General features: G+C 70.1%; 9 protein-coding genes. 2 read left to right on the plus strand and 7 right to left on the minus strand.

The features are described from left to right. A partial coding sequence (locus AB0D53_RS40320; protein ID WP_362454334.1) for a beta-ketoacyl synthase N-terminal-like domain-containing protein occupies positions 1 to 4,166 on the minus strand: 4,166 nt, incomplete at its 3' end. A gap of 792 nt (positions 4,167 to 4,958) precedes the next feature. Beyond that, entirely contained in the window at positions 4,959 to 5,852 is an 894-nt protein-coding gene (locus AB0D53_RS40325) for an NADP-dependent oxidoreductase (protein WP_362454335.1), read from the minus strand. Between the two features lie 70 nt (positions 5,853 to 5,922). Here AB0D53_RS40325 and AB0D53_RS40330 point away from each other — a divergent pair, with 70 nt between their 5' ends. Continuing rightward, on the plus strand, positions 5,923 to 6,528 hold the full coding sequence (locus AB0D53_RS40330) for a helix-turn-helix domain-containing protein (protein WP_362454336.1): 606 nt from the start codon (positions 5,923 to 5,925) through the stop codon (positions 6,526 to 6,528). A 642-nt stretch (positions 6,529 to 7,170) separates the two neighbouring features. Here AB0D53_RS40330 and AB0D53_RS40335 read toward each other — a convergent pair. From AB0D53_RS40335 to AB0D53_RS40345, 3 genes are all read right to left on the minus strand, one after another. Further along, complete coding sequence (locus AB0D53_RS40335; RefSeq protein WP_362454337.1) at positions 7,171 to 8,649, minus strand: MFS transporter; 1,479 nt, start codon at positions 8,647 to 8,649, stop codon at positions 7,171 to 7,173. 9 nt (positions 8,650 to 8,658) lie between these two features. Beyond that, positions 8,659 to 9,510 (minus strand): daptide-type RiPP biosynthesis methyltransferase, encoded by an 852-nt coding sequence (gene mpaM, locus AB0D53_RS40340; protein WP_362454338.1) that lies wholly within the window; start codon positions 9,508 to 9,510, stop codon positions 8,659 to 8,661. Positions 9,511 to 9,729: 219 nt separating this feature from the next. Continuing rightward, positions 9,730 to 11,229, minus strand: coding sequence for an MDR family MFS transporter (locus AB0D53_RS40345; protein ID WP_362454339.1), 1,500 nt, complete (start codon positions 11,227 to 11,229; stop codon positions 9,730 to 9,732). A 100-nt stretch (positions 11,230 to 11,329) separates the two neighbouring features. Here AB0D53_RS40345 and AB0D53_RS40350 point away from each other — a divergent pair, with 100 nt between their 5' ends. Then, positions 11,330 to 11,899, plus strand: coding sequence for a TetR family transcriptional regulator (locus AB0D53_RS40350; protein WP_362454340.1), 570 nt, complete (start codon positions 11,330 to 11,332; stop codon positions 11,897 to 11,899). On the opposite strand, the gene AB0D53_RS40355 is transcribed toward AB0D53_RS40350, so the two are convergent. Both AB0D53_RS40355 and AB0D53_RS40360 read right to left on the minus strand, forming a co-directional pair. Further along, positions 11,896 to 12,102, minus strand: a complete 207-nt coding sequence (locus AB0D53_RS40355) for a ferredoxin (protein ID WP_362454341.1) — start codon at positions 12,100 to 12,102, stop codon at positions 11,896 to 11,898. The two genes, AB0D53_RS40350 and AB0D53_RS40355, sit on opposite strands and share 4 nt — an antisense overlap. Then, entirely contained in the window at positions 12,099 to 13,322 is a 1,224-nt protein-coding gene (locus AB0D53_RS40360) for a cytochrome P450 (RefSeq protein WP_362454342.1), read from the minus strand. The genes AB0D53_RS40355 and AB0D53_RS40360 overlap by 4 nt, the downstream gene beginning before the upstream one ends. Position 13,323 lies beyond the last annotated feature (1 nt).

The raw sequence follows: 13,323 nt of genomic DNA on the forward strand, positions 1-13,323 counted from the left end.
GCGTTGGTGCCGCTGATCCCGAACGAGGACACCGCGGCCCGCCGCGGTCGTCCGGTCTCGGGCCAGGAGACGGGCTCGGTCAGGAGACTGACCGCACCGGCCGTCCAGTCGACGTGCGGGGTCGGCTCGTCGATGTGCAGGGTCCTGGGAAGGGACCCGTGGTGCATGGCCTGCACCATCTTGATCACCCCCGCCACACCGGCGGCGGCCTGGGTATGACCGATGTTCGACTTCAGTGATCCCAGCAGCAGCGGATGCTCACGGGAGCGGCCGTAGGTCGCGAGCACGGCCTCGGCCTCGATCGGATCACCCAGCGCGGTCCCCGTCCCATGCGCCTCCAGCACATCCACATCCGAAGTGGACAGTCCCGCGTCCCGCAGCGCGGCACGGATCACCCGCTGCTGCGAGGGCCCGTTCGGCGCGGTCAGCCCGTTCGACGCACCATCGGAATTGATGGCCGTACCACGCACCAGAGCCAGCACATGATGCCCGTTGCGTTCGGCATCCGACAGCCGCTCCAGCAACACCATCCCGACACCCTCACCCCACCCCGTACCATCCGCGCCACCCGCAAACGCCTTGCAACGCCCGTCCGGCGCAAGGCCGCGCTGCCGGCTGAACTCCACGAACATGCCAGGAGTGGCCAGCACGGTCGCTCCGCCGGCCAGGGCCATCGTGCACTCGCCCTGCCGCAACGACCGGACCGCGAGGTGCAGCGCCACCAACGACGACGAGCACGCCGTGTCCACCGTGACCGCAGGTCCCTCGGTCCCCAGCGTGTACGCGATCCGGCCGGACGCCACGCTCGCCGTGCCACCGGTCAGCCGGTACCCGTCGAAACCGTCGGCGGGCTCGTGCAGCCGGGGGCCGTACTCCTGCGCGGTCGCACCGACGAACACCCCGGTGTGGCCGCCCCGCAAGGACTTCGGCTCGACACCCGCGTGCTCCAGCGCCTCCCACGAGACCTCCAGCAGGATCCGCTGCTGCGGATCCATCGCCGCCGCTTCGCGCGGACCGATGCCGAAGAACTCCGCGTCGAACCCGGCGGCGTCGGACAGGAAGCCGCCCTCCCGCACGTACGACTTCCCTCGCGCGGCCGGGTCGGGGTCGAACAGTGCGTCGAGATCCCAGCCCCGGTCGGTGGGGAAGGGACCGATGGCGTCCCGCTCGCCGGCCACGAATTCCCACAGATCCGCCGGGTTGGCGACCCCGCCCGGGTAGCGGCAGGCCATCCCGACGATGGCGATCGGATCGTCGTCGACGGCTCGTACCGGCGCAACCGGCTCGGCGACGGCCCGGTCGCCGAGCAGCTCGGCGTACAGATGCTCGGTCAACGCCATGGGCGTCGGGTAGTTGAAGAGCAGACTGGACGGCAGTCGCAGCCCGGTGGTGACGGAGAGCCGGTTGCCGAACTCGACCGCGGTCAGCGAGTCGAACCCCTGCTCCCGGAATGCCCGCTCCACGTCGACCGCGTCCGGCGTCACATGTCCCAGCACCGTCGCGGTGGTACTGAGGACCAGGTCGAGCAGCATGGTGTCCTGCTCGTCCCTGCTCGCCTCGGCGAGCCTGCCGGCGAACGACACCTCCGTCTGCGGTGCGGCCGGCTGGACCTCCCCGGTGTCCACCCAGTGCCGTTCCCGCTGGAAGGCGTAGGTAGGCAGGCGTACCCGCTCGGCCCGCCCGAACACGGCCCGCCAGTCCACCTCGACTCCGGCGGTGAACGCCCGGCCGAGCGTCGCCAGCAGTGCGGGCAGTTCCTCGTGATCGCGGCGCAGGGTCGGGATCACCTGCACGGTGTCCGGAAGGGACGGCCGGGCCATCGCGCTCAGCACGGCATCGGGGCCGAGCTCGACACAGGCCGTGACGTCGTGGTCCCGCAGCATGCGCACGCAGTCACCGAACCGGACGGTCGCCCGCACGTGCCGCACCCAGTAGCCGGGCGTGGCCAGCTCGTCCCCGGCCAGTGTCCCCGTGACGTTGGACAGCACCGGAATCGACGGAGACGAGTAGTCGAGCCCCTCCGCGACCCGGCGGAACTCCTCCAGCATGGGATCCATCAGCCCGGAGTGGAACGCGTGGCTCACCCGCAGCGAGCTGGTCCGCCTGCCCTGCTCGCGGAACACGGCGGCGACTTCCGCCACCTGGTCCAGGTCCCCGGAGACGACGGTCGCCAGTGGACCGTTCACCGCGGCGACGTCCACACCCGGGAACTCCCCCACCACCGGCCGGACCTCGTCCTCGGCGGCCTCGATCGCCGCCATCCCGCCACCGGGCGGCAGCTGCTGCATCAGCCGGCCACGCGCGGCCACCAGGGCCGCCGCGCTCGGCAGGTCGAGCACACCGGCCAGGTACGCGGCGACCAGCTCCCCTATGGAGTGTCCGCACAGGATGTCCGGGCGGATGCCCCAGTGTTCGAGCAGACGGGCCAGCGCGACCTCTACGGCGAACAGCGCGGGCTGTGCGTAACCGGTCTGCTGCAGGGCCACGCCGTCGGCGATCACCTCGGCCATCGGCCGGTCGAGGTGCCGGTCGAGCTCGGCGCACACCTCGTCGAACGCCGCCGCGAACACGGTTGACTGCTCACGCAGTTGCAGGCCCATGCCGGTCCGCTGGCTGCCCTGGCCGGTGAACAGGAACGCCGTGCCGCCACCCGCCCCGGCCTGTCCGGTGAGGACGGACGGGGACTCCGTGCCGTCGCGGAGCGCGGCGAGTCCGACGGCGGGATCCTGGCCGAGAATGGCGGCCCGGTGCCTGAACGCCGACCTGGTCGTGGCGAGCGACAGCCCGACATCACCGGGTTCACCGGCGGGCAGGGCGTCCAGCAGGCGTCCGGCCTGCGCCCGGAGCGCGGCCGGCGAGCGCGCGGACAGGACCCACGGCCCGGCGGACGGGGCGGGCGGCCGGGGCACGCCTTCCGGCCGCTCGACCCCGGCCAGGACGAGATGGCAGTTGGTGCCGCCCATGCCGAACGAGCTGACCCCGGCGACCGCCGGTCCCGGCCACGTCCTCGGCTCGGTGACCACGCTGAGGCGCAGCTCGTCGAGTGGGATGCGCGGGTTGGGTTCGGTGAAGTTCAGGCTCGCCGGCAGCTCCCCGTGCCGGATGCTCAGGGTGGCCTTCAGCAGGCCGACGATCCCGGCCGCGCCCTCCAGGTGCCCGACGTTGGTCTTGGCCGACCCGACGAGCAGCGGCTCGGCCCGGTCACCGCCGAGCGCGGCGCCGAGCGCGGTCGCCTCGATCGGATCGCCGACGGGTGTGCCGGTTCCGTGCAGCTCGACGTACCGTACGTCGGCCGCGCGCACGCCCGCGTCACGCATGGCCCGCTCCACGACGTCCTGCTGTGCCGCCGCGCTCGGCACGGTCAGACCGTCGGTCGCACCGTCGTTGTTGACCGCACCGCCGCGGATCACACAGTAGATGTCATCGCCGTCGGCGAGCGCCCGGGCCAGTGGCTTGAGCAGTACCGCGCCGCCGCCTTCGCCACGTACGTAACCGTTGGCGCGCGCGTCGAAGGTATAGCAGCGGCCGTCAGGGGACAGGCCACCGAACTGGGCGGCCATCAGCGCGCTGTCGGCGAAGAGGTTGAGGTTCACCCCACCCGCGATCGCGGTCTCGCAGTCTCCCCGTCGCAGGCTCTCGACCGCGAGGTGCACCGCGACCAGCGAAGAGGACTGCGCGGTGTCGACGGTGAGGCTCGGCCCCCGCAGCCCGAGAACGTAGGACACCCGGTTGGCGAGGATGCCGCGGTGCACCCCGGTGATCGCGTGCTGGCCGATCATCCCGGCGTTGCGGACGATCGATGCGTAGTCGTCCCACATCGCGCCGACGAAGACGCCGGTCCGGCCGCCGCGCAGGCTCGTCGGCGGGACCCCGGCGTCCTCCGCGGCCTCCCAGGCCAGTTCGAGCATGAGCCGCTGCTGCGGGTCCAGCAGTGCGGCCTCGCGTGGACTGATGCCGAAGAACGCGGCGTCGAACCGGTCGACCTCCGGCAGGAAGGCGCCGAACCTGGTCATAGGCGTCGGTGTCCACCGGCCGGAAGGGACCTCGGCGATCGCGTGCTCGCCGGCCAGCAACAGCCGCCAGAACGCGGCGGGATCCTCCGCGCCCGGCAACCGGCACGAGATGCCCACAATCGCGACCGCGTTCCCGGCAATCCCCTCGGCCATCCAGCAACCCCGCCTTCGCTCGACTCTTCCGGCCAGTGCCCCCGTCAAGGGAGGTCGGTGCGTCTACCGTGGGTTCGGTCGCCCGACGAGCCGATGGAGCGAAGTCCTCGCACCGGTCGTGTCCGGGGCTTGCGGCAGCTGCGGCACAGACGTCGAGCGAGCCGGGCCGCTGCGAAACGTGCGGAACCTTCCTTGACGGGCACCAGTGTCGGCCGGGCCTCTTAGCCCCGTCTTGCGACGGCCTTGTCGGTCCCTAAAGTTCAAGGTGAACGGCGTGCCGATGCAACGGCACCGCCTCACTTCCGCTGGTGGCGGAGGGTGCCGCCGTCCGAGGCCCCGGCCGCTGCGCGAGCCCTCCTCACCCAGCGGGTGGAGACCGGGAGGGCGAGGGCCGGTGGCCGAGTTGCCGAGTGCGGTCACCCCAGCCGTGCCGGCGGCAGTCGCCGGGCACACGGCGTACCGGGCCCGGGGCTGTGGGCGTGGACGCGCATGCGCATGACCAGGTACGCGGACATGTACGCGGGACAGGCCGCGTGGCCGGTCCGAACGTCTCGGAGGCCGTGGTCATCCGTCATCCCGGGGTGGCGGACACGCCCCGCCTTCCAGGGCCCCCGCGGACGTCGACCGCGTCGGTGTTCCCCTCGGCGAGCCCGCACCTCATCGATCCGCCATCTCGTCTCCGGTGGCCAAGGGCCCCGGCCATCGCCGAGGCCCTTGGCCACCACGGCGAGGCCGCCACCCGACGGGGTACCGATTCCGGAGAAGCCTGAGCCCGGATCGCCTGTCCGGCTTTCAGACGACTACGACCCGGCGCCCGCGCGTGTGGCCCGCCTGGCTGTCGATGTGCGCCGCCGCGGCCTCGGAGAGTGTGTACGACTTCTCGACCGGGATATGGAGCCTTCCCCGCGAGATGAGGTCGGCGGCCACGGCGAGCGCTTCCGGCACGCTCCCGGCCACGCCGGAGAATCGGACACCGAGCTCCGGCGCACCGAGATCGGCGATGGAGACCACCTTCCGCGGGTTCCCGGTCAGATCGACGAGCTCGCGGATCACACCCGAGCCGGCCAGATCGACGGCCGCGTCGACCTGGCCGAGCTGCCGCACCCGCTCGACCCAGCCCTCGCCATACGTCGTGGCGAGGGCGCCCAGGCTGCGCAGATACTCCTGGTTCGCGGCCCCAGCCGTGCCGATCACCGTGATGCCGCGGTCGCGGGCGATCTGCAGCACCGCTGAGCCGACTCCTCCGGACGCGCCGCTGACCAGCAGCGTCTGCCCGGACTGCACACCGACCTCGCGGATGATGCGCAGCGCGGTCTCCACCACGGAGGGGTACCCGGCCGCCTCTTCGAATGTCAGCCCCTCGGGCATGCGGGCCCAGGCCGACAGCACGGCGAACTCGGCATAGGTGCTGGAGCCTTCGCCGAACACCTGGTCACCGACCTCGACTTCTTCGACGCCCTCGCCGACCTCGTCCACCACCCCGGCGGCGTCCAGCCCGACTCCGGAGGGCAACTCGATCGGATGGGCCCCCAGCTTCTGGCCTTCACGAATCCTCCAGTCGACGGGGTTCACGCCCGCCGCCCGCACGGCGATGCGTATCCGGCCGGGGCCCGCGTGGGGCTCCTCGGCGTCCACGAGGCGCAGAACGCCCGGACCACCGAACTCGGCGAAGCTCACTTTCTTCATGCGGAGCACCATAACACTAACCGTTAGCTTTTTGGAGTTGCTGCATTTTCGTGTCTGATAGCGTCAGCGCATGACCGTGCCGCCCGGACGCCGTGAGCGCAAGAAGGCCGCGACCCGCCAGAAGATCGCCGACACAGCCCTCCGGCTCTTCTTGGAACGCGGGTACGAGGCGGTGGGAATCCGTGACGTGGCCGCCGAGGCCGACGTGGCCGTCACCACGCTCTTCTCCCACTTCGCCTCGAAAGAGGCCCTGGTGTTCGAGCAGGACGACGACTTCGAGCAACGCCTCACGCAGGCGGTCACCGGCCGGGCACCGCACGAGCCGCTCATCCCCGCGCTACGCCGCGAGATCCAGGCCCTGGTCCGACATTGCACGGCGGACAACGCCACTCCGATCTGGCGCATGATCGAAGGATCTCCCGCCCTGCGGGAGTACGAGGAGTCGATGAGGCTGCGCCACGCGGAGTCGCTGGCAACGGCCATCGCCGCCGATCCCGGCCTGTCACAGACCACGACGGCGAGTCGGGCGATCGCTAGGTTCGTGATCGACGCCTACTCACTGGCCCGCGAAGCACCCGGTCCGGACGCCGCGCTGGACGAGATCTTCCGGATGATCGAGGCAGCCTGGGCCGTCACCTGCCCCTCCGGAAACCCCACCGGCACGGCCGCACCGTGATCAGGACTCGCCCCGCCCGACGCTCCCCCTCCAGGAAGCCGCCGGCAGGGCGTACAGCTTCATGCGCACGTACGGCCGTAACCGACTGAGCACGCAGACCTGTACGCCGACAAGGGCAGGCGAGGAGTCTTCGGCCTTCAGAGCGTGGGAGAGATGGACAAGGTCATGGCCGGAGTCCGTCACGATTCGGGATCTCGGGGCCGTCCGGCTCCATGTGCCCTTCTCACGTGCCCTTCTGCTACGGAGGGCACTTCACGACCTCTCGCGGCCGGGTTCCAACGCCGCGACGCGATCCGCCCGTCGATCGTCGGCGACGGTTCGACCTGGGTGTTCGCGTCCGCCGGCCCGTTCGCACACAGCACGGAGCTGGTGAGCACGATGCGCGCGTCGGCGCGAGCGGAGAGGCTCTCGTGGAACTCGACCCGAAGACGGGAAAGCGAGCCCGACGGTGCGCCTGCGAGCACGCCGACGAGGAGACTCATCGACAACGGCCGTTCTCCCGCGCTTCGTTGGTCGACATCTCGAAGCGTGGAGAACGGCCGCGTCACGTGCTGTCGTCGGATCCCGGAGACCTCAGCAGGTCGGGTGACCGACGACGTCGAACGTCAAGCCCGGAAACCGTTGCCCTCACGGTCGTGACCCCTAGGACAAGGGCTTCTCGTGCGGTCGGGCCACCGGACGGCTGTCGCGCAACAGGAACACCGCGATCACCAGGCCGACGGCGATGAGCGCACTCGACAGGGCGAAAGCCCGCCCGAACCCGTCGGCCATGATCTCGTGCGCCCGTGCCGTCGAAACACCGCCCTCACCCGGCGCCGCACGGCCGACCGTACTGATCATGGTTACCGTGGCCGCCAGCCCGAGCGATGCGCCGATGCGCATCGTGCTCTGCTGCAGGCCGGAGGCCGCGCCGGAGTCACCATGCGGAACCCCGGCCAGGATCAGCGAGTTGAGCGCGGTGACACTGCTGCCCTGCCCCGCCCCGATCAGCAGCAGCGGGCCGAGCACACCCGCCGCGTACGAGGTGTCCCAGCTGAGGAACGACAGCCAGAACGTGCCCGCCGTCAACGAGGCCGCCCCGGCGACGACGACCGCTTTCGCCCCTCGGCGGGCGATCAGCCTCGGTGTGGCGACGGCCGCGCCGAACAGGGTCACCGCGAGCGGCAGGAACGCGAAGCCGGCCTCGATCGGGCTGAACCCCACGATGTCCTCGAGGAACTGGGTCAGGCAGAACAGCATCCCCGCGCCGACTGTGCCGACGAGCACGGTGTTGATGTACGCCGTCGCCCGTCGCCCGTTCCGGAACAGGTGCAAGGGCACCAGGGGGTGGCTCGCCCGCGCCTCCACCAGGACCGCCGACACCAGCAGCACGATCGCGGCGGCGAACGAGCCGAGCACCCATCCGTCGCTCCACCCGGCCGAGCCGGCCCTGGTCAGCCCGAACACCAGCGCGACGACTCCGAAGGTCACCGTCAGGGCGCCGCCCACGTCGAACCGGCCACGGTTGCGCGGGGACTCCCGCAGCACGAACGGCGTGCCCACGAGGATGACCAGTCCGAGTGGGACGTTCACGAACAACGCCGCCCGCCAGGAGATCTCGCTGAGCAGGCCGCCGACGAGCAGCCCGACGGCCAGGCCGAGCCCGGCCGCGGTCGCGAACACCGCGAGCGCCCGGTCGCGGCGACTGCCCTCGGTGAAGTTGACCGCGATCAGGGAGAGCGAGGCCGGCTCGGCGAACGCGGCGCCCGCACCCTGCCCGACCAGGGCGACGAGCAGCATCGCCGACGAGTCGGCCAGCGTGCCGACCAGTGAGGACACGGTGAACACCGCGATGCCCGCCAGGAACACACGGCGCCGGCCGAGCAGGTCGCCTGCCCGGCCCCCGAGCAGCAGCAGACCGGAGAAGGTGAGCATGTAGAGGTTGGTCACCCACGACAGTTCGCTGAGCGAGAGGTTCAGCCCGGACCTGATCGCCGGCAGGGCGATGTTCAGCGACGAGAACCCAATCGCGACCATCAGCTGACAGCCCACGATCAACGCGAGCGAGACCGCCGTCCCCTGCCCCTTGACCGCGGACGCCGATCCCGGCGTCGCGGGCAGGGAATCGAGTTCGTTGGACATGCGCCGGCCCTAGTGGGAGACCTCGAGCAGCACCCGGCGCCGCCCGACGTAGGCGCTGTGCTTCATGATCTGGTTGCGCACACTGACCTCGTGGATCTCGCGCACGCGCAGCCCGGCGCTCTCGATCTCCTCGGTCAGCATCGCCGGGGTGATCAGGTGGGTCCACGCCGTGTAGATCCGGCTGTCGGTGACGGCGCCGTCCACGACGCGATGGGTCACGAAGCTGGTCAGCCGCCGCCGCTCGCCGGGGTCGACGTGCTCGATCATGGTGACCGAGACCGGGGCGACGCTGTCGTGCGCGTCGGTGGCCACGATGGTCTCGAACGGGGCCGCCGAGTCGTCGAGGCCGGGGAACTCCAGCAGGGTCAGCAGGAACCGGCCGTCCTCGGCCAGGTGCTCACGCACGGAGCGGAACAGACCGGCGCGGTTCTCCGCGTCGAGGTTCCACACCGTGGTCATGCCGAGCAGGACGATGCCGAACGTGCGGCCGAGGGAGAACGAGCTCATGTCCCCCTCGACGGTGTCGAGCTTGTCCCCCAGCTCGGTCCGCCCGGACTCGACCAGCCGGTCCGACAGCCGGGCCAGCATGTCGGGCGAGGAGTCGAGGCCGACAACGTCGTAACCCGCCTCCAGGAACGGAATGGTCGTCCGGCCGTTGCCACACGCCAGCTCCAGCACCGGCCCCGAGTGCGGCTCGGACACGCGCAGCATGTCGTCGATCTCCGCGCGGTCGTTGCGGGTGAAGTGGTTGTAGATCTGGGAACCGTGCGGTCCATAGATGCTCTCGACCGGCAGCTTCCCACCGAACAGCGTGTTGATACGGCCGGCGGAACCCGGCAGCTCGAAGGCTGTCTGAGTCATGACTCGCCCCTCTCTGGTGTCGAAACTCAGCACAAGAATCGAGAGCTTCGCTAAGGGACGCCTACGCCTGGTCTAAAGCGCCGGCCCGGTCCGGAGCACCGGCCGGTTCGCAGCGCCGAAAGGGCCCGGCACCGGTTGGGGAACCGGTGCCGGGCCGCTTTCGCCTCAAGGGTGGTCGCGCCTTGGGCGCCCGGCGGGCGTCCAAGGTGTGACCACCTCCTACTCGGCCGTCTTGTGTGCCCGGACCGCGAAGGCGATCAGGAAGGCCAGCACCCCGAAGGGGGCCGCCCACACGAACAGCATGTGCGTCGCATCGACGACGGAAGCCATGTAGCCCTCCCGCACCGAGTCCGCGAGCCCCTCGATACCGGCGGGGTCGAGCCGCCCCGACCCACCGGCCAGCCGCGCGTAGTCGTCGGCCGGCAGGCGCTGTGCCAGCCCGTCCAGCAGGCGCCCGGTGAACACCGAGCCGAACAACGCCACACCGAACGAACCGCCGATGGACCGGGAGAAGGTGACCGTACTGCTGGCCACCCCCATGTTGGCGCGTTCGACGCTGTTCTGCGCGGTGACCACGGTGACCTGGAAGAGCACGCCGAGCCCGAGGCCGAAGACGATCATGTAGATCGAGAACAGCAGCTCGCTCGTGCCCTGGTCGACCAGCAGCAGCAGACACAGGCCGGCGGCGAACAGGAAGCTGCCGCCGATGAGGATCGCCCGGTGGTTGTCGGTCTTGGTCAGCAGGGTGCCGGAGTACATGGTGGTGACCAGCGACGCCCCGAGCATCGGCAGCAGCAACAGACCGCTGCTGGTGGCCGAATAGCCGTGCGCCGACTGCTGGTACAACGGCAGGAACGCGACCATGCTGTACATCGCGAACCCGACCAGGAAGGTCAGGACCTGGGCGATGCTGAAGTTCCGGATGGCGAACAGCCGCAGCGGAAGCACTGGTTCGGCGGCCCTGCGTTCCACCAGCAGCATCGCGACGAACACCACCACTCCGGCCGCGGCGAGCAGCAGGATCTGCGGCGAGTCCCAGTCGAACTTCACCCCTCCCCAGCTGGTGACCAGGACGATCGCGACGGCGAACAGGGCGATCAGCAGAGCGCCGAGGTAGTCGATCCGGTGCTCGACCCGTTGCCCGACGTGGTTGAGCCGGGTCACGACGATCACCAGCGCGATCGCGCCGATCGGCAGGTTGATCAGGAACGCCCACCGCCAGGACGCCACGTCGGTGAGGAAGCCGCCGATCAGCGGCCCGCCGATCATCGCGACGGCGCCGAGCGCGGCGATGAAGCTCTGGAACTTCCCGCGTTCGCGAGGGGTGGCCAGGTGCCCGATGATCGCGATGACCCCGACCAGCAGGCCGCCCGCGCCGATTCCCTGCAGTGCGCGGAACGCGATGAGCTGGCCTATGGTCTGAGCCGCGCCGCACAGCGCGGAGCCGAGCATGAACACCACGATCGCGAAGACCAGGATCCACTTGCGACCGTAGAGATCGCCGAACTTGCCGTACAACGGCGTCGAGGCCAGCGTGGCCAGGGTGTACGCGGTGACGACCCAGGAGAGCTGGTCCACCCCGCCCATCTCACCCACGATGGTCGGCAGCGCCGTGCTGACGATCATCGCGTCGAGCTGGGCGAGCAACATCGCTAACAGCAGGCCGGGCAGGACACGCATCAGCTCCGTCCGCTCGGCGTTTGTCGTGGACGTTGCCACGCGAGACTCCATTCACTCAACGGATGATGAGTGAATGACCCTACAAGTGGCACCAGATTTCAGTCAACGCCTGTTGTGCGAACTTGGGTACAGTGGCACCGTGACCAGATCCGAGGAACAACTGCCCCGCGCCCAACGACGTGCGCTGACGGCCAAACGGATCCTCGCCGCCGCACGCACGCTGTTCACCGAGTCCGGCTACGACCGGACCACCATCCGCGCGGTGGCGGCCAAGGCCCAGGTCGACCCCGCACTTGTCATGCAGCACTTCGGCAGCAAGGACGAGCTGTTCCGGCGGGCGATCACGGTGTCGTCCCAGGAGGCGATGGAGGGCGGCCAGGAGAAGCTGGCCGAGCTGCTGCTCGGCATCCTCGGCGTCAAGCTCGGCGAGGTGCCCGACACCTCGCTGGCCCTGCTGCGCTCGATGCTGACCTATCCGGAGGCGGCCGAACAGGTCCGGGCGGCCAACACCCGTCAGCTCGACCAGATCAGCGACGTCATCGGCGGCGACGACGCGGAGTTGCGGGCCGCGCTGACGGTCAGCACGCTGCTCGGCATCACCATCGGCCGCCACCTGCTCGAACTGGACCCGCTCCGCACGGTCGACCCGGAACGCATCGCCGACGTGATGAAGCCGTGCCTGGAAGCCCTCACGGACAAGAAGCGTTAGGTCCCGTCCCGCCCGTCGAGGATGGTGATCGCCCGTTCGGGGCAGGCCACGGCGCCCCGGCGGACCACGGCGGCCAGCCCGTCCGGGACGTCGAACTCGCCCATCTCGTTGAAGCCTTCCTCGGAGAGCCGGAAGACCTCGGCGGCACGGGCCTGGCACATGGTGTGCCCCATGCACAGTTCCGGGTCGACGCGCACCTTCATGCCGGCGCCCCCACGGTGACGTCGAGGTCGAACACGCCGAGTGCCGGTGAGTAGTGGTGCGTCGGCTCGGTGCCGGGGGTCAGGTGGTAGCTCGGGATCCTCTCGTGCCAGACCTCCACGGCCACCTGGATGATCCGGCGGGCGAGGTGCATGCCGAGGCAGCGGTGCGGGCCCGCACCGAAGGCGAGGTGCCTGGTCACCTGACGGTCGAAGTCGACTCGCCCGGCGTCGGTGAAGACGTCCGGATCCCGCCCGGCCATGCCCCAGGACATGAGCACCCGGTCGCCCTTGCGCAGGGTGACCCCGTGCCGCTCGACATCCCGGGTCACCACCCGGCCGGTGGTGGACACCGGTTCGTGCCGGATCAGCTCCTCGACGATGCGCGGGATGGACTCCGGGGACTCCACGACCGTGCGCTGGGCCTCCGGGTCCGTGGCCAAGTACCGGAAGACCAGGCTCAGCTGGGAGGAGGTGGTGTCCAGGCTGGCGAGCATCGCGACGAACAACGCGTTGATCATCTCGTCACGGGTCGGCGGGCGCCCGTCGTAGGTGGCGTGCAGCAGCCTGCTGATCACATCCCGCCTGCCCTCGGTGCCCTCGGCCCTGCGCCGGTCGATGGCCGCTCCGAAGAAGTCCCACAGCGGCTTGTTCGCCGCACGCAGTTCCTCGTCGGTACGGGCGCTGGGGATGCCGACCCGGCGCAGCCAGTCCTTGTGGTCCACGAATGCCTTGAGGTGTTCGCGGCCGATACCGAACGCGATCATGAACGCCTCGGACGGCAGCACCGAGGCGTACTCGGAGATCAGCTCGCACCGTCCCTTGCGGACGATCGGCTCGATGGTGTCGGCGGTCGCCTGGCGCAGCTGCGGGGTGAAGTGATTGACCGCGCTCGGGTTGAACAGTTCGGCGAGCGTCTGACGCCATTTACGGTGGACATCCCCGTCGAGCTGGATCGGGATCAGCTTCTCGTGGAAGATCCTCCGGTGCGGCACGGTGAGTTCGGCGCTGGAGAAGATGTCCGGGTTCTTCGCCGCCCACTCGATGTCCTCGTACCTGGTGAGGATCCAGAACCCGCCGTGTTGCTCGGACCGGACGATCGGCGCGTGTGCACGCATCTCCTCCCAGTGCTCGACGGTGGACTGCTGCAGCCACGGCGCGTAGATGCTCCAGTTCCGGATGCGTTCCTCGAGCGTGGCCGGTATCTCCGGCGCTTCGGTCATG

This window comes from Streptomyces sp. NPDC048295, assembly GCF_040652135.1.
GTDB lineage: Bacteria > Actinomycetota > Actinomycetes > Streptomycetales > Streptomycetaceae > Streptomyces.

Coding starts and splice junctions, on each gene's coding strand:
- AB0D53_RS40325 (WP_362454335.1), bottom strand. CDS start 5,852: ATGAAGAAAGTGAGCTTCGCCGAGTTCGGTGGTCCGGGCGTTCTGCGC.
- AB0D53_RS40330 (WP_362454336.1), top strand. CDS start 5,923: ATGACCGTGCCGCCCGGACGCCGTGAGCGCAAGAAGGCCGCGACCCGC.
- AB0D53_RS40335 (WP_362454337.1), bottom strand. CDS start 8,649: ATGTCCAACGAACTCGATTCCCTGCCCGCGACGCCGGGATCGGCGTCC.
- mpaM (WP_362454338.1), bottom strand. CDS start 9,510: ATGACTCAGACAGCCTTCGAGCTGCCGGGTTCCGCCGGCCGTATCAAC.
- AB0D53_RS40355 (WP_362454341.1), bottom strand. CDS start 12,102: ATGAAGGTGCGCGTCGACCCGGAACTGTGCATGGGGCACACCATGTGC.
- AB0D53_RS40360 (WP_362454342.1), bottom strand. CDS start 13,322: ATGACCGAAGCGCCGGAGATACCGGCCACGCTCGAGGAACGCATCCGG.